The 20,126-nt window shown below is 51.3% G+C and carries 18 protein-coding genes; 9 read left to right on the top strand and 9 right to left on the bottom strand.

Going from position 1 to position 20,126, the window contains the following annotated elements; translation table 11 throughout:
• Positions 1–31: 31 nt before the first annotated feature.
• From ACAW87_RS16490 to cdaA, 4 genes are all read left to right on the top strand, one after another.
• Positions 32–982 (top strand): phosphoribosylaminoimidazolesuccinocarboxamide synthase, encoded by a 951-nt coding sequence (locus ACAW87_RS16490; protein WP_370724736.1) that lies wholly within the window; start codon positions 32–34, stop codon positions 980–982.
• A 43-nt stretch (positions 983–1,025) separates the two neighbouring features.
• Complete coding sequence (locus ACAW87_RS16495; protein ID WP_370724737.1) at positions 1,026–1,445, top strand: STAS domain-containing protein; 420 nt, start codon at positions 1,026–1,028, stop codon at positions 1,443–1,445.
• Entirely contained in the window at positions 1,399–2,385 is a 987-nt protein-coding gene (locus tag ACAW87_RS16500; RefSeq protein ID WP_370724738.1) for a ribonuclease Z, read from the top strand. Before ACAW87_RS16495 ends, ACAW87_RS16500 begins: the two co-directional genes overlap by 47 nt.
• 146 nt (positions 2,386–2,531) lie before the next feature.
• A complete protein-coding gene (gene cdaA / locus ACAW87_RS16505) occupies positions 2,532–3,335 on the top strand; it encodes a diadenylate cyclase CdaA (RefSeq protein ID WP_370724739.1) in 804 nt (267 codons plus the stop codon).
• Between the two features lie 108 nt (positions 3,336–3,443).
• Here the strand turns inward: cdaA and ACAW87_RS16510 are convergent, their stop codons facing one another.
• Positions 3,444–3,851 carry a DUF4332 domain-containing protein gene (locus ACAW87_RS16510; protein ID WP_370724740.1) on the bottom strand — a complete coding sequence of 136 codons (408 nt, stop codon included), beginning with the start codon at positions 3,849–3,851 and terminating at the stop codon, positions 3,444–3,446.
• A 494-nt stretch (positions 3,852–4,345) separates the two neighbouring features.
• Between ACAW87_RS16510 and ACAW87_RS16515 the strand changes: the two genes are divergently transcribed.
• From ACAW87_RS16515 to ACAW87_RS16535, 5 genes are all read left to right on the top strand, one after another.
• Positions 4,346–5,989 (top strand): DEAD/DEAH box helicase, encoded by a 1,644-nt coding sequence (locus ACAW87_RS16515; protein ID WP_370724939.1) that lies wholly within the window; start codon positions 4,346–4,348, stop codon positions 5,987–5,989.
• Positions 5,990–6,097: 108 nt separating this feature from the next.
• Positions 6,098–6,766 (top strand): nicotinamide riboside transporter PnuC, encoded by a 669-nt coding sequence (gene pnuC / locus ACAW87_RS16520; RefSeq protein WP_370724741.1) that lies wholly within the window; start codon positions 6,098–6,100, stop codon positions 6,764–6,766.
• Between the two features lie 127 nt (positions 6,767–6,893).
• Positions 6,894–7,490: a hypothetical protein gene (locus tag ACAW87_RS16525; protein ID WP_370724742.1), complete on the top strand. Its 597-nt coding sequence runs from the start codon at positions 6,894–6,896 to the stop codon at positions 7,488–7,490.
• A gap of 179 nt (positions 7,491–7,669) precedes the next feature.
• Complete coding sequence (locus ACAW87_RS16530; protein ID WP_370724743.1) at positions 7,670–8,524, top strand: SDR family oxidoreductase; 855 nt, start codon at positions 7,670–7,672, stop codon at positions 8,522–8,524.
• A 102-nt stretch (positions 8,525–8,626) separates the two neighbouring features.
• Positions 8,627–9,490, top strand: a complete 864-nt coding sequence (locus ACAW87_RS16535) for an SDR family oxidoreductase (protein WP_370724744.1) — start codon at positions 8,627–8,629, stop codon at positions 9,488–9,490.
• 96 nt (positions 9,491–9,586) lie between these two features.
• Here the strand turns inward: ACAW87_RS16535 and ACAW87_RS16540 are convergent, their stop codons facing one another.
• From ACAW87_RS16540 to ACAW87_RS16575, 8 genes are all read right to left on the bottom strand, one after another.
• On the bottom strand, positions 9,587–11,311 hold the full coding sequence (locus tag ACAW87_RS16540; protein WP_370724745.1) for a tetratricopeptide repeat protein: 1,725 nt from the start codon (positions 11,309–11,311) through the stop codon (positions 9,587–9,589).
• Between the two features lie 164 nt (positions 11,312–11,475).
• Positions 11,476–11,694 carry a copper chaperone gene (locus ACAW87_RS16545; RefSeq protein WP_370724746.1) on the bottom strand — a complete coding sequence of 73 codons (219 nt, stop codon included), beginning with the start codon at positions 11,692–11,694 and terminating at the stop codon, positions 11,476–11,478.
• Between the two features lie 38 nt (positions 11,695–11,732).
• Positions 11,733–11,930 (bottom strand): hypothetical protein, encoded by a 198-nt coding sequence (locus ACAW87_RS16550; protein ID WP_370724747.1) that lies wholly within the window; start codon positions 11,928–11,930, stop codon positions 11,733–11,735.
• 102 nt (positions 11,931–12,032) lie between these two features.
• Entirely contained in the window at positions 12,033–13,397 is a 1,365-nt protein-coding gene (locus ACAW87_RS16555) for a sensor histidine kinase (protein WP_370724748.1), read from the bottom strand.
• A gap of 21 nt (positions 13,398–13,418) precedes the next feature.
• The gene (locus ACAW87_RS16560; protein WP_370724749.1) at positions 13,419–14,120 is read right to left on the bottom strand and encodes a response regulator; all 702 of its coding nucleotides are present in this window, start codon (positions 14,118–14,120) and stop codon (positions 13,419–13,421) included.
• A gap of 115 nt (positions 14,121–14,235) precedes the next feature.
• Positions 14,236–15,702: an efflux transporter outer membrane subunit gene (locus ACAW87_RS16565; RefSeq protein ID WP_370724750.1), complete on the bottom strand. Its 1,467-nt coding sequence runs from the start codon at positions 15,700–15,702 to the stop codon at positions 14,236–14,238.
• On the bottom strand, positions 15,683–18,889 hold the full coding sequence (locus ACAW87_RS16570; protein WP_370724751.1) for an efflux RND transporter permease subunit: 3,207 nt from the start codon (positions 18,887–18,889) through the stop codon (positions 15,683–15,685). Before ACAW87_RS16570 ends, ACAW87_RS16565 begins: the two co-directional genes overlap by 20 nt.
• A 65-nt stretch (positions 18,890–18,954) precedes the next feature.
• On the bottom strand, positions 18,955–20,091 hold the full coding sequence (locus ACAW87_RS16575; protein ID WP_370724752.1) for an efflux RND transporter periplasmic adaptor subunit: 1,137 nt from the start codon (positions 20,089–20,091) through the stop codon (positions 18,955–18,957).
• Positions 20,092–20,126 lie beyond the last annotated feature (35 nt).

The raw sequence follows: 20,126 nt of genomic DNA on the forward strand, positions 1-20,126 counted from the left end.
GACTTCTTTTTGACTTACCACTTCCTTTTCTATGCCTTCCATTCAGGAAACCCATTTTAACTTTCCCGGCCAAACCGGCTACTACAAGGGTAAAGTACGCGACGTATATTCATTTGCCAATCATCCCGGAGGGCCTCTGCTGGTGATGATTGCCTCTGATCGCATTTCTGCGTTCGATGTGGTGCTACCTCGTCCGATCCCTTACAAAGGGCAGGTACTCAACCAGACGGCAGCTCATTTTCTGGCCGCCACCGCCGATATTGTCCCCAACTGGCTACTCGACGTACCTGACCCGGCTGTGAGTGTGGGCCATGCCTGTGCTCCGTTTCCGGTCGAAATGGTTGTTCGGGGCTATCTGGCCGGTCATGCCTGGCGTACCTACCGCGAGGGTGGCCGAGAATTGTGTGGCGTAGCGTTACCGGAAGGTCTTCGCGAAAGCGAAAAGCTGCCCCAACCTATTGTGACGCCCACTACCAAAGCCCACGAAGGTCATGACGAAGATATCTCGCGGGAAGCCATTATTTCCAGTGGTCTGGTCAATGAAGCCGATTACGTGCAGTTAGAACAGTATGCACTGGCGCTTTTTGAACGTGGTAGCCAAATGGCACTCGAACGTGGTCTGATTCTGGTTGATACCAAATACGAATTTGGCAAGATCGGCGATACCATCTATCTCATCGATGAAGTACACACACCCGATTCGAGCCGTTATTATTATGTAGATGGGTATACCGACCGGCTGGCAACGGGCGAGGCCCAGAAACAATTATCGAAAGAATTCGTTAGAGAATGGCTTATTGCCAATAACTTTCAGGGGAAAGAAGGGCAGACCATTCCCGATATGAGCGATGAATGGATCGATCAGATTTCGGCCCGCTACATTGAGCTGTATGAAACCGTAACCGGTCAGCCTTTTCAGCGTACCGACACTAGTAATGCCAGCAACCGCGTTGAAACGGCTATTCTAGCTTATTTACAGTAAAAGTGTTCATTCCTACTAATTAATAAAAAACGCATCAGGTTAAATGGAGTTTAGTATCGAGAAGACGGAGCGGTATGCCCTACTTCGCGCCAGTGAAGGGCAGTTTACCGGAGAGGCACCCGCCAAGTTTGAAACAACAGCCCGGAGCCTGTTCCGGGAAGGATTCAGCCGCCTCATTGTTGATCTGGCCACGATCCAGATTGTCGATGACCCCGGCGTGATGGCCATCAGAAAGATAAACCGGCAGTGTAGCAACGAATTGGGGCTACTGGTGCTGGTGACGAAAAACGATGACCTGACCGATTTTCTGTACGAGACCAACATTGCCGATCTCACCATTTTACCCACGGTTGAAGAAGCGATCGACGCCGTGTTTATAAACGAATTAGAAAACGATTTCGGTAGCGGAGCCGACGATGAGTATGATGGAGAGTTGGACGAAAGCTTCGAGCCAGAACGTTGATCATCCGGTAGCTGAAAAGCCGTCGGCAGTTCCTTTTTCGGTAACTATTCTGGGGTCGGGGTCGGCTTCCCCTGCCCTCGACCGCCACCAAACGGCACAACTGGTTCATTATAACGGCGACTATTTCCTGATCGACTGTGGTGAGGCAACCCAATACCGGCTCTTGGAACAACGAGCCCGCCCCGGTAAGCTGAAGTATATCTTCATTAGCCACCTCCACGGCGATCATTATTTTGGCCTCATGCCCCTGCTGTCGAGCCTCAGTATGGGCGGGCGGACCGAAGATCTTTACATTTTCGGTCCGCACGGCCTCGATGAAATTATCACCACAACATTTAGAATCACCAAGGGCCAATTTTTCTTTCCCCTCCACTTTCAGCCTGTTGACCCGCACAAGTCGGCCCTTTTGCTCGATCTTCCCGGACTGACGGTAGAGAGCATTCCGCTCGACCACGGCATCGGCTGCACCGGATTTTTATTTCGCGAGAAACAGCCCAAGCCAAAACTCCTGCGCGATAAACTGCCAGCCGACGTACCCGTCGGTGTATTGAAGACACTGAAAGAAGGTCACGATGTACTGGATGAAGCCGGAGAGATTCTGTACGCAGCCGACGAGTACACAACGCCTGGCCCCAAACCACGCTCCTTTGCCTACTGCTCGGATACCCGGTATAACGAACGGATCATCGAGCAGATTCAGGGCGTCGACCTGCTGTATCATGAAGCTACGTTTCGGGACGACAATGGCGATCGCGCTTCTGAGGTGCACCACACGACGGCCCGACAGGCGGGTGAGTTAGCCCGAAAAGCCGACGTTGGCCAGTTATTGATCGGTCATTTCTCGCTCCGCTACAAAACCTTCGACGAGTTTTTGACAGAGGCACAGGATGAATTTCCGGCGACTGGGTTAGCTATCGAAGGGCAATCTTTTCGGGTGTAAAACAATCAAAGCAGCAGTTAAGCTGTTTTTGTATCCAAAACCCCGTGTCCAGCGTCTAATATCCGGTGCTGGGTAGGATTTCTATGGTTGAGCGAGCAATCGTCGTATCTTGCCCTGGCGTTTTGTTTATTTAGTTCTTCTGTTTCATGCTTGTTTTCCGCCTTGGCTTTCTCGACGTCGGCTGGCTCGATCTGCTCGACATTACCGTTGTTGCTATTCTGCTTTACCAGATCTATAACCTGGTGCGCGGGAGCGTTGCCAGTCGGGTTTTTCTGGGTTACTTATTGGTTTACCTGTTTTATCTGGTAGCCAAAGCACTGGGGCTTAACTTACTGACAACGATTCTTGAGTATTTCATCAGCGTTGGTGCATTGGCGCTGATCATTATTTTCCAGCAGGAAATCAGGCGCTTTCTATTGCTTATTGGTAAATCGACCAATATTGGTAACAACCGCTGGGTACGTCGGTGGCTACTCCGGCAGATCGACAAGCCCGAGCCTTTAACCCCGATCCGCCCCGTGCTGGATGCCTGCAAAACACTGGCTGCTGAATTTTCGGGCGGGTTGCTTGTCATCCAACGAAACGACGATTTGTCGAAAGTAGCCGACACAGGCGAGCGTCTTGATGCCGAACTATCTAAACCCCTTTTGCTGGCCATATTCAACCAGTATAGCCCGTTGCACGACGGAGCAGTGATTATTGGTGAAGGTCGGATTCAGGCGGCACGCTGCATCTTGCCCGTTTCCGACGATGCCGAGTTGCCCGCCACGCTGGGTTTTCGGCACCGGGCGGCCATTGGCATGAGTGAGGCCACGGATGCTGCTGTAATTGCCATCTCGGAAGAGACAGGTCGCCTTTCGCTGGCAACCGACGGAAAACTAGATATTAATCTAACCCTAAATGATCTGGAAGAGCGCTTGGTAACGTACCTGGCCAGACCCTTAACCTGATCTGTAGACTTAAAAAAAGGGTTCAGGATAGTCCTGAACCCTTTTTTTAAGTCTACAACTTTTTAAGAACTTGCGCCAAGTAAGGATAATCGATTAACTATCAGTTGCTTAATATTCTAACATGGTAGGCAACGTCTTTGCCTGTTCAACGAAGCCAGCTACCTGATCGGCAGAGGGTGGTCGTTGTGTCAACTGACGAACACTGTTAATTTCAACTAGTTTAGCGTGCAGGGTTGCGGGCACCCGGTTCGACAATTCATTTACCGTATCAACGCCCGCTTCCTCCAGTAAGTCGCTGTATACACGGCCTATGCCTTTAATGCGAGCCAAATCTGCCCGGTTGGCCAATTCCAGAATGAGTGATTTATCAACGCCAATGGTTTCAGCCAGTTCTTTACGCCCGTGGGGAGTACGGGTTGCTTCCAGTAAGGTATCGGAATCAACCAGACCCTGGGCCTTTAACAAATTAGTTAAGGCATCGTTAATGCCCTTTAATTCACCAAGAGTTAGGCTCATAATTGTAAATGGTAGAGTGTAAAGTGAAATGGTACTGACGAATAGGTCAGCTTCTCAACTATAAATTAACGCAATAAGTATTTACGCCGCATAGGATTGAGTAGAAATTTCTTTTGAACGGTAAAACTTTCGGGATGCATGCAAACAAATAGGTTAGCCCATTCAGCAAAGGTGTTGGGTTCGGCCTCCGCAAATCGGACGGCATCTATTTTCTTGCTGGCCAAATAGTCTGTAAACGTCATAAATTTCAGTATGCGGCGGGTTAATACCGTATTGCTGGCTGCAAAAATACGAAAAGAAAAAGCCGGGCACCAGGATCGGTTAGCAAGGAGCGTATTCTGTTGGCCGAACGGGTTTTTGGCTATCTTTGTTTCAGTATCAAGCGGTTGCTGACCAGGGAAAACAAGGTCAGCCGATCATTCACTTTACAAGCTGTTACCTTGACATTCCAGGAATTTAACCTCCACGACGACCTTAGGTCGGGTGTTGAGGCCATGAACTACAAACAGGCTACGCCCATTCAGGAGCAAGCCATTCCCCTTATTCAGGAAGGCAAAGACCTGATCGCCTGCGCCCAAACGGGTACCGGCAAAACCGCAGCCTTTCTGATTCCGCTGCTCGACAAGATCGCCCACGCCGAACACAACCACACCAGTACGCTGGTGCTGGTACCCACGCGTGAACTGGCCAAACAGATCGACGATCAGGTGGAGGGTTTCAGCTATTTCGTGTCGGCCACCAGCATTGCCATCTACGGCGGCGGCAAAGGCGACGACTGGGATAAACAACGCAAAGCCCTTGAAACCGGTGCCGACATCATCATTGCCACACCAGGCCGGCTGATTGCCCACATGCAGATGGGATACGTCAACTTCGACAAGCTCAACTACCTGGTACTCGACGAAGCCGACAAAATGCTCGACATGGGCTTTTCAGATGATATTCTGAAGATAGTGGCCACGTTACCCAAAGAGCGGCAAACGCTGTTATTTTCGGCGACTATGCCTCCGAAAATTCGCACATTGGCCAGTCAGCTCCTGAAAAGTCCTGAAGAAATTCGGCTATCCGTATCGAAACCGGCGGCCGGTATTGACCAGCAGATTTACCTGGCCAAAGACCACCAGAAACTGCCACTGCTCGAGCACCTGATGGGTACAATGGACGTGAAGAGCATGGTACTGTTCACGTCGCGCAAGATGGAGGTAAATGCCATTGTGCGGGCCCTGGCCAAACGTGGGTACGTTGCCAAAGGAATCAGCTCTGATCTGGAGCAGGAAGAACGCGAAATTGTGCTGCGCGAATTCAAGAATAAGCAGCTACAGATCATCGTGGCCACAGACGTGCTCTCTCGGGGTATCGACGTAGACAATATCACACACGTTGTGAACTACGATGTGCCCCGCGATGCCGAAGATTACGTACACCGGATTGGCCGTACCGCCCGGGCCGACACCAAAGGAACCGCCATCACCTTCGTGAATGAGGCCGATATGAACAAGCTTGGCCGCATTGAGAAACTGATCGAACGTAAGCTTGACCGCTTATCTATCACCGAAGAACTGGGCTACGGACCCGGACCCGTTGCCGGTGTTCGCGACGAGCCGGGACCGTTTGACCGGGGACGCAGCAACGGACGCGGTGGACGCGATGCCGGACGCAACGGCCGCAGCAGTTCAGGTCGTAGTAACGAAGGCAATCGCCATGCCCGACCAGATCGGCCGGCCGGTGAACATACACCGCGCCCCACAGCCAGTGTAGCTATTACCACACCGGCCACTGTTGACGGAGAAACGAGCCCTGCCGTACTGACAGAAGGTGCCGCTGTAACGCCCCGGCCCGAACGCGACCCTAACCGCCGCCGTAATCGAAACCGTAAAAAAGGACCACGTCCCGACGGGGAGCAGCCGACCCCAGTGGCCGAGCAAACGGGTGAGCCAACTGACGTGCAGGCAGCGGGTGTACCACAGGCAGCCGCAGGCGAAGCGGCCAAACCGCGCCGCAAAAAACGGCGACGCCCCCGCGCCAAAGAAGAGGGTGCTGCCGCTATTACTTCCCCAACAGCCGAGGTTGCTCCAAAAATTGAGCCCGAAGCAGTGGTTTCGCTAGCCCCTATCTCAACCTGGCGTGACATTGACTAACCAATAAACTACCAGGGCTTTTGAGGGCTTTTTCTGCGTTGCACCACACCGGTTTTGCCGGGGTACAACGCAGAAAAAGCCCTTCTTTCATTTATAATTACCAGTAGCATGCCTGAAATTCTCGACATCAAAACCATTTTTTTTTCGATTTGGGGCTACCCCATGAGCTATCTGGAGTTTGCCGGTGTGGTTATCGGGGGCGTTGCCGTGTGGCTGTCTGCCCAGGCCAATGTCTGGAGCTGGCCCGTCGGAGCCGTCAGTGTGACCTTATATTTTTTTATCTTCTTACAGATTCAGCTTTATCCGGATATGTTTTTGCAGGTCTTTTTCCTCATCACAAACATTCAGGGATGGTGGCGGTGGAAGCATCCTGCCCCCGGTGAAGAAAATCAGCAATTGGAATTAAAAATCAGCCGAATGCCCGCTCGGCAACTTGTCAGCTGGTCGGCGATGGGGTTGCTCGGTACGTTGGCCCTGGGTACGTTTGCCCAGAATTTACACATCTGGTTGCCGCTGGTGTTCAATCAGCCCAGTGCTTTTCCGTACCTCGATTCATTCACCACCGTCATGAGCATTATGGCCACCTACATGATGATTCAGAAGCGGGTAGAATGCTGGTATGCCTGGCTACTGGTCGACGCCATACTCACCTACGTATATTTTGTTAAAGGCATCAAAGTAGTTTCGATTGAATACAGCATTTTCTGCCTGATTGCCTTGAAAGGTGCTTATTTCTGGACGCGTGAATACCGCAGTTATTCCGTTTCACAGACGTAGGCTGGCTTCGTCAACCACACAACCTTTTGATTGATGAGCTAAAACCGCTATATTGATTTTGCTTACCAACGAACAGTGTCCTCTTTTCGGCGTTACCAGTTTATCTCATCGCTAAATTGCCTGTTGCATGAAGCACTTCTGCCTGCTAATCTGCTGTTTACTGGCTACTTACCAAAGCGTTGCGCAGGTGCCTTACGTGCCAGCAAAAAATGCCATTCAGCTCGGGGCTGACTACATTGGCATCGATCCTGCAAATGGCCTTAAGTTCCGCTTCGCACTGGATTATAGGCGCTATATAGCCCGCGATAAAGTGGCGCTTGGCCTCTCGGTTGGCTTTGTTCAAAGTCAGCGGTTAACGGTGCTGGTGCCCGACCTGGTCAGCGTAGGTACCAACTCCCGTCATCGGGCTACCCTCGATTTCACGGCATCCTATAACTTGCTGCACTCTGTGCATCATGCCCTGCGCATCGGTGTAGGCCCGTCGGCCTGGCTTAGCAACGACGATTTGTTTGTAAAAGTAGACCCCTACCCCATTCCAAGCGGTACGCCCATCTATGTGCAACGCCAAAAAACAATAGGCTGGAACATAGGAGGAAACGGAATGTTGGAATATACCTACGCCTTGTCGCTCAACACACAGGTCAGCCTGCATACGGGGGCAGCACTGATTGGCCCAACAGGCTTTGCCCCTCTATTTGGCCTCAGGGCTGGGTACCGGTTTTAGTTTCATCCCTCTGCTGGCAATCTATCAGACTCGTTCAGCGTGCTGGACGTCGTACAGGGCTATTAACCGGGTCTGTCGTAATTAGCCTATCATTTTTATAGGTTTATAAAACATCTCTTTCTGGTTCCTGCTTACAGAGAAGATGACTCAACGCGGCGCACAGCCGGTACACAACAAGCATGGAAAACAAACTGCCGCCCCAGCATCAGGAAACGCAACCTGGTCTGGAAGCCAACATGACTCCAGAGCCGAAATACATTCGGCATTTGTATAAAGGAGCCGAAAAACTCAAAGGTAAAATCGCTCTGATTACGGGTGGCGACTCAGGCATTGGCCGGGCAGTGGCTATTCACTTCGCCCGCGAAGGAGCCGACGTGGCCATTGTGTACACGCCCGAAGAAGATATTGATGCGCAAAAGACAAAGGATTTGGTTGAAGCAGAAGGGCAGGACTGTCTCTTGCTTAGCGGAGACCTGAGAAACGAAGCCTTCTGTCAGCAGGTTGTCGAAGATACCGTTCGTGAGTATGGCCAATTGAATATTCTGGTCAACAACGCAGCAGTTCAATATGTACACAGCCAGTTTGAGCATATCCAGGACGAAGATCTGGTGAAGACCTACGAAACCAACATTTATTCGTTTTTCCGGGTCACCAAAGCGGCGGTGCCTCACCTGCATGAGGGCGACAGCATCATCAATACCACGTCGGTGACAGCCTACCAAAGTAGGGCCGACCTTATTGATTACTCCTCAACTAAAGGGGCAATTATGACCTTCACCCGCGCTTTGTCGAGCAATCTGGCCAAGAAAAAAATCCGGGTAAACGGCGTGGCACCCGGCCCCATTTGGACACCCCTGATTCCGTCATCGATGGACCGTAAAATGGTGGCCGAATTTGGGCAGGACGTACCTATGAAACGCCCCGGACAACCCTCGGAAGTGGCACCTGCCTACGTATTTCTGGCCTCAGACGACTCCTCCTACGTAACCGGAGCCGTTTTACACCCCAACGGCGGAACGATTGTAAACGCGTAAAAATGAAGCGTTTGTGGTTTATAGTCTGTTGTTTGTGGTTGCTTCGCTGAGTAGCAACCACAAACAACAGACTATAAACCACAAACCATCTCTACTTCAACAATGAAAAACATGGAAATTGATGCCAAACCGCAGCACCAGGATGCACAGCCGGGTTTGGAATATGAGATGGACCCTAAGCCGATTTATATTCGGGAGACTTACAAAGGGGCCGATAAACTCTTGAACAAAGTGGCGCTGATTACTGGCGGCGATTCAGGTATTGGTCGGGCTATTGCGGTGCATTATGCCCGCGAAGGAGCCGACGTAGCCATCGTGTATCACCCCCGCGAGGAACAGGACGCGCAGGAAACTAAACAACTGGTAGAAGCCGAAGGGCGTAAATGCCTGTTGCTGGCCGGTGACCTGAAAAGCATGTCGTTTATCCGGCAGGTGGTGGGCTCGGTGCTGAGTACGTTCAACCGGATCAATATTCTGGTCAACAATGCTGCCAACCACGTTGAACAGAAGGAGTTTACGAACATCTCGGATCAGCAGATGCGGGAAACGTTTGAGCTGAACATTTTGGCCATGTTCCGGCTCACTAAAAATGTGCTGCCACACATGCAGGCGTACGACACCATCATCAACACGACATCGGTGGTATCGTATCGGGGCAGTGAAGCGTTGATTGATTATGCAGCCACGAAAGGGGCCGTTACTTCGTTTACCCGTTCGTTGTCGCAAAATATGGTGGATCGGGGTATTCGGGTCAATGCTGTAGCGCCCGGCCCTATCTGGACACCCCTGATTGTGGCTACTAAATCGGCAGAAACGGTGGCCGAATTCGGGAAAGATGTACCCTTAGGACGACCCGGCCAACCCGCCGAACTTGCCCCCGCCTATGTGTTTCTAGCCTCAGAAGATGCCAGTTATTTCACCGGTCAGGTCATTCACGTCAATGGCGGTGAAGTAGTTAATAGTTAAAAATTAAGAGTTAAGATTTGAGAGTCAAGAAACAAGAGAGGCTCCGCCGGGTAACGTACCCAAGCAGAGCCTCTCTTGTTTCTTGACTCTCAATTATTACTTCTTACTGGTGCCGGCCGATGCGACCCCACTGATTTCGGCCAGCTCTTTATTACCGGGGAAAAGAGCCAGTCCCTTTTCGATCCATTCTTTGCGGGCGTTGTCGTCTTTGGCTACCATTTCCTGATACGAAATCAGGTATTTCAGGCCTAGAATAATGTCTTTCTCGTACCGGGTACGTTCTTCATCTTTCTCGGCTACCATGGCAATAAATTGCTCGTAGTGGGGTTTGGCTTTACCATTCATTACAGCTTCTTCGGGCGTGTAGGCATAGTAATTGGCCTTGGCCCGATACAACACTGTTGGTGCATACTCGGGTGAACCCTTCTGCGCCAGCGCCAGTGCCGAGTCAGCTTTAGCGAAGCGAAGCGTATCGCGCACTAGTTTCCCCACACTATCGCGGGCAAAACCCAGCGTGTAGTTGCTCATACCGTATCGGAACAGATCCTGTACATCCGACTCAAATCCATGTTTAGCGGCCGAATCGAGCGCGGCAACTGCCTGGGGGTGCTTCTTGCTCCGATAATAGTATTTAGCCATATCGCTATACAGGTTTTCCGACGTATCGAAAGGGGCCGCTTTTTCCAGATAGGCAATACCCACCGAATCACTAATTGCTTTTAACGAATCAGCACCCGTGGCTTCTTTGCTCAGGTAAGCTCGTCCCAGGTATTTATAATCGTCTGGAATCACTTTTTCGGGTGCTTTTTCCAGAAAAGTCTGGATACTGGCAATTGCTTTTTCGGGTTGTTTCAGGGTTGAATATGACCAGCCTTCAATGCGGTGAACAATTGGGTTCTGGGTCAGTGTAGCCCGGTTGCTGTCGATTACATTAATCGCTTTCTGGTAATCTTTGGCCAGAAAGTGAAACTGTGCCGAACGGAGTAACATATCCGAACGTCGGTCATTAGCCACCTGAATATACTGATCGGTGTAACTGGCGGCATCTTTGTAGCGGTTCACCAGGTAATACAATTCGGCCAACTGGTTGTAGGCGGGTGCATACCCGGCATTGGCTTCGATGGCTTTCTTGTAGTTCTCTACGGCCAGATTGAGGTTACGTCCCTGCCAGTAGATATCACCAATTCGCTGATAGACCCGCGACGCTTCCATACCCATTTCCAGTGCGGTTTCGTAGCGGGCTACTGCCGTTCCTCCGTCTTTGTTCAGGTAATGGGCATCACCCAGAGCTAATTGAATAGACGCATCTTTCTTATCGCGGTCAAATGCCTGATTCAGGTAATCAATCGCCTTGGTTGCATCAACCGCTTTTTCGTAGACTGGTTTGATGGTTCCGTTAGCCGGGGTTAGGTAACCCGTATAGGCCTCGCCGATTCGGAATAGTATCGCTGCGTTTTTACTCTTACTTTTCTTCAGCACCTCGGCCAGTTTAGGAGTTGCATTGGCAGCATCACCCTGCACGAGGTAACTAATGGCAATACCCGTTTCGTTAAGCGGAACCCGTTTCTCGTCCATGGGTATACCTTTCTCGAACCATACTCTAGCCGAGTCGGGCTGACCAGCACGCAGATAACCATACCCCGCCTGAAAATACGAATCTATGGAAGGGCTTTGCATTGCCTTTTGTTTCAGCAACTGTTTTGCCTCAGTTGTACGGCCCATGCTCATCAGCGTAGTGGCATCGGGAGCAGGCGTTTGAGCGAGAACAGGTAGGGTGCCGGTCAGCGTGATAGCTGCCAGCACTAGTAAGTGCGTTTTCATACGTTGTTTAGGTTTAATTGGGTATCGGACTAAACAGATGTGCCCGAAAACAATAGCAACCTACACAACACAAATAAGAGCCTACTTAGAGATTCCTTAGAATTACCTTAGACCGCTAATCCTGCAGAGTACTAGACCTTGGATACTGTACGCTTCTCCATTAATTAACGGTTTATAAGTTCAGCTTCATAACCCACGTTCTGAATCACGTGCTCGACCAGCAGCGAAATTCGGGTGTCGGTGGTCTGAACGGTAAGCAGACAGTTGTCTGCATCTGGTTCGATATGCCAGCCGTCAATTTGCTCGATATCATTTAACTCCGGCGAGACAACGGCAATGGCTTCACTAGATGTGATATTAGTTCTGAACTGAAGAGTTTCCATGACTAAGTTGAGTGTGGACCGAAGCAGATGCGAAAACGTTAATCGAGGCCGAACACCAGAAAGGCAATGATGATGGAGAGCAGGAAAAGCACAGCCACAACAATCACCAGCCAGTCGGGCTGACGGCGAGATGGTTTGCTGAGAGGGTTCACCGTCTTTTTTCCGGTAGTTCCCTGATTATCTGGCCCTGACGGCACAGTAGATACGTACCTGCTTGCGGGGTGCTGGTTAGACATACGTTACTCTTAATAGGCTAATCGGTACGGGGTAATTACGCAAATTTGACATCCGCCTATTAAAAAAAACTTACGAAATCCTTAGAAATTAATTAGAGGTCGTTAGCGATGCAGGTGCACTACGAACACGGTGGACTCACCAGGCGACGACGTGCCTGACACATGACCACCGTGCAGGCGTATAATTCGATCAACTAGCGATAAACCAACACCATACCCACGTACATCAGCCGTTTGGCGACTCCGGTAAAATGGCTGAAAAATGTAGGGCAGGTCAGCCTCGGGTATCGGTTGTCCACTGTTGCTAATCCTGATCTCAACCGACCTTTCGTTAAAGTGGGTTTGTACCAGCGCCTGACCATCATCGGCAAATTTGCAGGCGTTTTCAACCAAATTTTTCAAGGCAGTGACCAGTAATGTCCGGTTGCCCTGTATAGTAAGCTGATCGGGGTCATCGGGCAACGTACCCAATTGAACCGTAATTTGATAGCGTGGATGAATACCGGCCACTTCGTCGCGAACGTCCCATACCAGTTCGTCCAGACGCACGGTGTTGGTGAGCATACGATTGGCATCTTCCTCATTCACCTGCGAGAGTTGCAGCAACTCATGCGTAAGTGCCGTGAGTTCACCCACATCGTCGAGCACAGATCGGATTGTTTGCCGGTACGATTCAGGTTCGCGCTCGTTCAGTAAACTCACTTCCAGTTGCGAACTGATTTGCGTTAGTGGGTTTTTCAGTTCGTGCGATACATTGGCCACAAACATCCGTTGGAGTCGGAACGACTCAGCCACCCGATCGAGCAACTGATTAATGGTTGTTGATAATCGACTGATTTCATCTTCATCAGTACTTACATAGAGTCGATCATCCTGATTATTGGGGAAAATAGCCCCAACTGTCTCGTCAATCTGTTGCATCGGTTTCAGCGCATCACCAGCAAAAGCCCATCCCGATACCGCTGTAATGAGCACTATCAAACAAAAAAGGGCTATCAGAGCCAGTAGCAACCGTCGCAAAAACTCGTCGCCACTATCATTCTGAGCACTAGCCACCACCACAAACTGCCCCGAAGATGTCATGAACCGGATACCCAACAGGTAATAACTTCCCCGCCGAAAATCTTTCTTCCCTTTCTCCCGAATATCGGTTAGCAGGGTGGTGGTAATGGGCACCGACAAGGGTCTGTTAGAGGCATAAATGATTGAATCGCGCTGGTCGAATACCGTGATTTTCTGATTAGGCAACTGATCTTTTCGGAGGTCACTCAGCCTACGAATCAACTGGGCGTCGATACGATGACGAATCAGCAAATCAACTGTAGTGATGGCTTTCCGATCGAGCCGACTGTAAAAGTCAGATGAGACAAAGTACCAGCAAAACGCATATATGCTAACAAATGTCAGCATCAGAATACTGGAAACCAAGCCGGTAAATCGAAGGGCCAGGCGTTTATGAATAGTCATAAGGCGTCGTTCCTTCTCCTTCTATTCTCTCAAGTCGGCCCGCCATTCGTCGTCTTTCAATACATAGCCCATCCCAAACTGTGTGTGAATTAGCTTTTTCGAGAAGTTTTTATCGATTTTCTTTCGCAGGTAATTGATGTATACCTCTACTACATTAGTACCAGTATCGAAGTTGACATCCCAGACGTGTTCGGCAATGGCTGGTTTAGACAGTACACGCCCCTGATTGCGCATCAAAAATTCGAGCAGGGCAAACTCTCGGGCTGTGAGTTCAATCACCTGCCCATCGCGGGTAACGGTTTTGGCATCCAGATTCATGTCAATACCACTATACCTCAGCGTCTGCGCAGTCATTGATACCTGTGTACCGCGTTTTGTCAGGGAACGTACCCGGGCCAGCAATTCGGAAAACTGAAACGGCTTGGTCAAATACTGGTCAGCTCCTGAATCGAATCCCTTTACTTTATCGTCGCTTTCGCCTAGCGCCGTCAGCATTAGAATGGGCGTAGTTAATCCTTCGGCGCGGAGTTGTTTGCAGAGTTCGTAGCCATTCAGGCCCGGCAAGATGAGGTCAGTAATAATGGCGGCGTAATTGTTTTTCAGCGCCAGCCGCTTGGCTAGCAGGCCATCATAAGCCACGTCGACCTCAAATTGGCTCTCTTCCAGTCCCTGCTGAATAGCTTGTAGCGTTTTCGGCTCGTCTTCAATTACCAACAGTTTCATAACGAAAAACAGAAAAGTTACCCCAACACAAGAGTGGGTATCAGATAACGACTCGCAGACAGAAGCAATAGTTTCAGATACCGAGTTACAGGATAGCCGGGTTAACGTACCTGACTTATTCCCAGCCGCCGCCCAACGCCCGGTACAGGTCGGTCAATGACAGGTACTGTGCCCGCTTGGTATTAATCAGCGCAAGTTCGGCCTCAAGCACACTCCGCTGAGCCGTAATCACTTCCAGGTAAGAGGCGTAGCCAGTGGCAAACAGATCGTTCGATGTCGCTACCGCCTGCCCCAGCACCGCCACTTCCTGCGCCTGAAGTTCAGCAACGGTGCGATAATTTTCGACCCCACGAATGCCGGTGACTACCTCGCTAAAACCAGTTTGTACGGTTTGCCGATACCGATAAAACACTTCCTGACTCTGCGCCACCGATTGCTGGTAGTTTGCTTTCAGAAAACGACGGTTAAAAACCGGGGCTGACAAACCGCTAAGCAAGCCGGCCGCAATAGAGCCGGGATTAAACAGTACGCCGGGTCTGAACGCATTGAACCCAAGGTAGGCCGTTAAGTTAAGCGAGGGTAGAAATTCGGCTCGTACCACCTCGATGTCGATATTGGCAGCCTGTAATTCCAGTTCAGCCTGCTGAATGTCGGGGCGGCGGCTTAGCAACTGTATGGGTGAACCAGCCAACACCTGCCCCGGCAATTCACGTTGCTGAAGTGACGTACCCCGCCGAATCGGCTGCGGAAAACGGCCCAACAATTGATTCAACTGGTTTTCGGCCTCCACAATCTGCTGACGTACCTGACCCCGGCGACTTTGCGTGTTCAGCAACTGAGCCGTAAACTGCTGTACGGCCAGTTCGGTTACGCGGCCTGCCTGTTTCTGTACCCGAACCAGTTCGACCGCCCGCTGCTGAAAATCAATGTTCTTTTGTAAAATTTCCAACTCACCGTCGAGCGCCAGCAGATCGTAATAAAAGCGGGCTACCTCGGCTACCAAACTGGTGATCACGGCATGTCGGCCTTTCTCGGAGGCCAGCAAACGCACATAAGCTGCTTTACGCTGGTTACGCAGTTTACCCCAGATATCGACTTCCCAGTTACTCCGTGCACCCAGAAAAAAATCGGGTGTGGGGTTAGGAATAAGCAGATTACCCCGAACATTGGGAGACAGGTTCGTATCGAAGTTACCAACGCCGTTGAGTGTATTTCGGCCGTAGCGATCGAGCCCTGCCGAAGCAACCGCACTGACCGTTGGAGCCAGATACCCACGGCTGTAATCGAAGGCAGCACGGGCAATTTCGATGCGTTGGGTAGCAATCAGCAAATCCAGATTACTCGTCAATGCCGTGTCGATGAGTTGCACCAGATACGGATCGGCAAAGAAACTGCGCCAGGTCTGGTCGGCAATACTGGCCGAGTCAGAAGCACCGGCAGTCGATGTACCGGCAAAAGACACCGGAACAGCAGGGCGGGTGGGTGGCGGCAGTGGCTTGTAGGTTTGGCAACCAGTCAGTAACACCAAATAAACGAACGCGAGACCGGCCAGCCGGCTTACTTTAGGATTGAAGAACTGCACCGTTTGAGTGATTTTGTGTGGATACGGAAACGGACTCGTGCAAATCATGGTCTTGCTCGTTGCCTTCCGTAGGTTTTTTCTGAAAACGTTCGGCCAGTTTGGCGAATATCACGTAGAGGCCGGGCACCAGTACCAACCCAAACACGGTACCGGTAAACATGCCGCCCGCCGCCGCTGTCCCGATAGACCGGTTACCAATGGCCCCCGCGCCCGAAGCCATACAGAGTGGAATAAGACCGGCAATGAACGCGAGAGAGGTCATCAGAATAGGGCGAAGGCGAGATACTGCCCCTTCCATAGCCGCTTTCACGATGGGCAAGCCCTCTTTCTGCCGCTGATTGGCGAATTCAACGATCAGAATGGCGTTTTTACCAAGCAATCCGATCAACATGACCAGCGCTACCTGTGCGTAGATGTTGTTCTGCAAACCAGCGATTTGCAGGAAAAAGAACGAACCAAAAATACCAGTCGGCAGCGACAGAATTACAGGCAGCGGCAGGAAGATGCTTTCGTATTGAGCTACCAACAGCAGGTATACGAAGATGAGACAAATACCGAAGATATAGATGGCCTGATCGCCCGACAGAATTTCTTCCCGCGTCATACCCGACCACTCGTAGGTGTAGCCACGGGGCAACGTACTGGCAGCCACTTCCTGAATGGCTTTGATGGCATCTCCACTACTGTAGCCCGGTGCCGCAGCGCCATTGACCATGGCTGAGGTATACATGTTGTAGCGCGTAAGCTGTTCGGGACCGTATACCCGTTCCAGGCGCACAAAGTTGGAATAAGGCACCATCTCGCCCTGATCGTTCTTCACGCGCATATTCAGTACATCTTCCGGTTTGGTACGGTATTCGGGAGCGGCCTGCACCATTACCTTATACATCTGGCCAAACCGGATGAAGTTCGATGCATAGAAACTACCCATCAGGGTCTGCAACGTACCCATCGCATTATCCACCGATACACCTTTCTGAGACGCTTTCTCCTGATCGACGTGTAACAGATACTGCGGGAAACTAGGGTCGAAACTGGTGAAGGCATCGCCTACTTCCGGACGTTTTTTCAGAGCGGCAATAAAATCTTTGGCCACCTGAGCCGTCTTCAGCAGGTCCCCGCTTTTCCCACGGTCAAGCAATCGTAGCTCGAAGCCACTGGAGTTACCGAAACCGGGCACAGTTGGTGGCGGGAAAAACTGAATGCTCGCATCGGTTACTACACTGGTTTTCTCCTCAAGCTGTTTAATCAGCGCCTCCATCGACATGGTGCGCTCTTCCCAGGGAGCCAGGTTGATCATACCCATTCCATACGAAGCCCCTGCCCCATCGGTCATCAGACTGAACCCCGCCAATGTCGAAATATTTTCTACACCCGGCAGTTCAGAGGCAATGGCCTCGATGTCATCCATCACCTTTTGCGTGCGGTCGACGGTAGCGCCTGAAGGCGTGGTTACGTTGATATAGATCATGCCCTGATCTTCGGTCGGAATAAAACCGGCGGGCAATATGGTATTTACGCCCCAGGTAGCTACCACAAATAAGCCGAGTGCTACCCAGGTAATAACGCCCCGGTTGATGACCTTGCTCAGCAGCCCCTGATACTTGCCAGCCAGCGATTCATAGCCCCGGTTGAAACTGGCGAAGAAACGGTCCAGTAACCCTTTCTTGCCCCCTTCCTGATGCGGACGAAGCAAAATAGCACAGAGTGCGGGCGTCAGCGTGAGGGCGTTCACCCCGGAAATCACGATCGAGATAGCCAGTGTCAGTGAGAACTGCCGGTAAAAAATTCCGACCGGACCGGTCATGAATGCAACTGGGATAAACACCGCCGACATCACCAACGTAATGGCCACAATGGCACCGGCAATTTCTTTCATAGCTCCGAGCGTGGCCGCCATAGCGGGCAAGTGTTCGGCCTCCATTTTGGCGTGAACGGCCTCCACCACCACAATGGCGTTATCGACCACAATACCGATGGCCAGCACCAGCGCAAAGAGCGTAAGCAGGTTGATCGAGAAACCGATCATACTCATAAACGCGAACGTACCCACCAGTGCAACCGGCACAGCCAATGCACAAATTAGTGTAGAACGCCAGTCCTGCAAAAACAGGAACACGATGATGAATACCAGAATAAACGCCTCGATCAAGGTTTTCACCACCTCATGAATCGACGCGTCCAGAAAGCGCGACACATCGTAGGCGTAGTTGTAGGTGATATCGGAAGGGAACGAAGTCTCCTTCAGTTCGGCCATCCGTTTTTTCACGTTGGCAATTACCTCACTGGCATTCGAGCCGGGCCGCTGCTTCAGCATGATCGCCGCCGAAGGCCGACCGTCCGTTTTCGACAGCACGCCATAATCCAGCGAACCAAACTCAACGTCGGCTACATCTTTCAGGCGCAGAAACGAACCGTCGGGGTTGGCCCGCAACACGATATTTTCGTACTGAGCCGGCTCAAAAAACTTACCTGTGTACCGCAGCACGTATTGAAGCACCTGCGGGTCACGGTTGGCGCTCTCCCCTGCTTTACCGGGTGCGGCCTCTACATTTTGCTTGCGAATACCGGCAATCACTTCGTCAGCCGATACATCATAGGCCGTCATCCGATCAGGCTTCAGCCACACCCGCATCGAATAGTCGCGCGAGCCCATGATATCCGCGAACCCTACTCCGTCGATCCGTTTCAGCTCGGCCAGGATGTTGATATCGGCGAAATTGTAGATAAACTTCTCATCTACCTTCGGGTCGTCGCTCATGATGTTGAGGTAGAGGAGCATACTGTTCACCTCTTTCTCGGTCACAACGCCCGCCTTTATCACTTCCTCCGGCAACTCATCCACTACGGTTGTTACCCGGTTCTGCACGTTTACTGCCGCCAGATCAGGATCGGTTCCTACCTCGAAAAATACCTGAATCAGTGTTGACCCGTCATTACTCGAAATGGAGGTCATGTATGTCATGCCCGGCACCCCGTTAATGGCCCGCTCAAGGGGCGTAGCTACGGCTTTGGCGCAAACCTCAGCATTGGCTCCTGTGTAGTTGGTGGTTACAGTAACCGATGGCGGCACAATTTCGGGAAACTGCGTAACGGGGAGGCCCGTCAGCGCCAGCACGCCCATCAGCACAATCAGCACCGAGATAACGCCCGACAATAGGGGCCGCTTTATGAAGGTATTGAACATAGATAACGCTGTCTAGATTAGGGGGGAACGAGTAGGTACGTTCGGTTGAAAAGAATCGAGCCGCTTTAACGGGCCGCGGCATACATCGCCTTCAAACTGTCGGTACTGATCACCTTAGGCACAATGGTCATTCCATCTCGCAGATTCTGAATGCCCTCATACACGATCCGGTCACCAACGCGCAACCCCGACTTCACAATGTAGAACTGATCGACCCGACTGCTGGGCTCAAAACTGCGGGCCTTTACTTTATTGGCCGCATCAACCACGTAGACAAAGTTTTTATCCTGCACCTCAAACACGGCTTTCTGCGGTACCAGCAGGGCATCACCGACATCAGTGGTGAGTCGAATTTTTCCCGTAGCTCCGTGCCGAAGCAGTTGTTTAGGATTTGGGAAACGCGCCCGGAAAGCAATGTTACCCGAGTTACCCTCGAAAACAGTTTCGGTTGTTTCAACCCGGCCTTTATGACCATAGTGTGTATCGTCGGCCAGCACCAGCTCTACCTCACGCGCGGTTGTCTTGCTGGGATCGAGGCGTTTTTTCACTGAATTCAGATACTCTTTTTCCGAGACGTCGAAATAGGCGTACATCTCGCGCAGATCAGAAACAGTGGTCAACAGCGCGCCCTCTTCGATCAGGCTCCCCTGTTTGAACGGAAGCCGGTTGATTACACCAGTAAATGGGGCACGAATACTGGCCAGTGAAACCCGAAGCCGGGCATTATCGAGGGCCGCTTTGGCCTCATTGATGGCCGCCTTCGCCGACTCCATTTTCGCCTTAGCCAGTTTAGATTCCGACTTTGAAATGATGTTCTTATCAACCAGCAGTTTCACGCGCTCCATCTCCACCTCTACCGAGTTCGACTGTGCGATGGCACTCTCCAGACTGGCTTGCGCTTTAGCTACCTCTACCTGGTACTCGGCGGCGTTAAGCTGAAAAAGCAACTGTCCTTTTTTTACAGACTGCCCTTCATCGACCAGAATCTTGTCGAGGTAGCCCGCCACACGTGCCCGAATTTCTACGTTTTGAACGGCTTCCAGATTACCGGCATAGTCGCGGTCGAGTGTCGCATCTTGTTCCGTCAGTTGAATGACAGGGAATGCCTGGTCTTTGGTCTCTTCTTTGTTTTCGCTCCTGGCGTTACAGCCAACGAGGGCTGTAAAAATGAATAAAGAGGCAATACCCGTGTAGCCGTTCATAAGGTTGGTTTGATCGAGCCGATCGTTGATTCGTT

Origin of the sequence: Fibrella aquatica, from assembly GCF_041321135.1 — a bacterium.
GTDB lineage: Bacteria > Bacteroidota > Bacteroidia > Cytophagales > Spirosomataceae > Fibrella > Fibrella aquatica.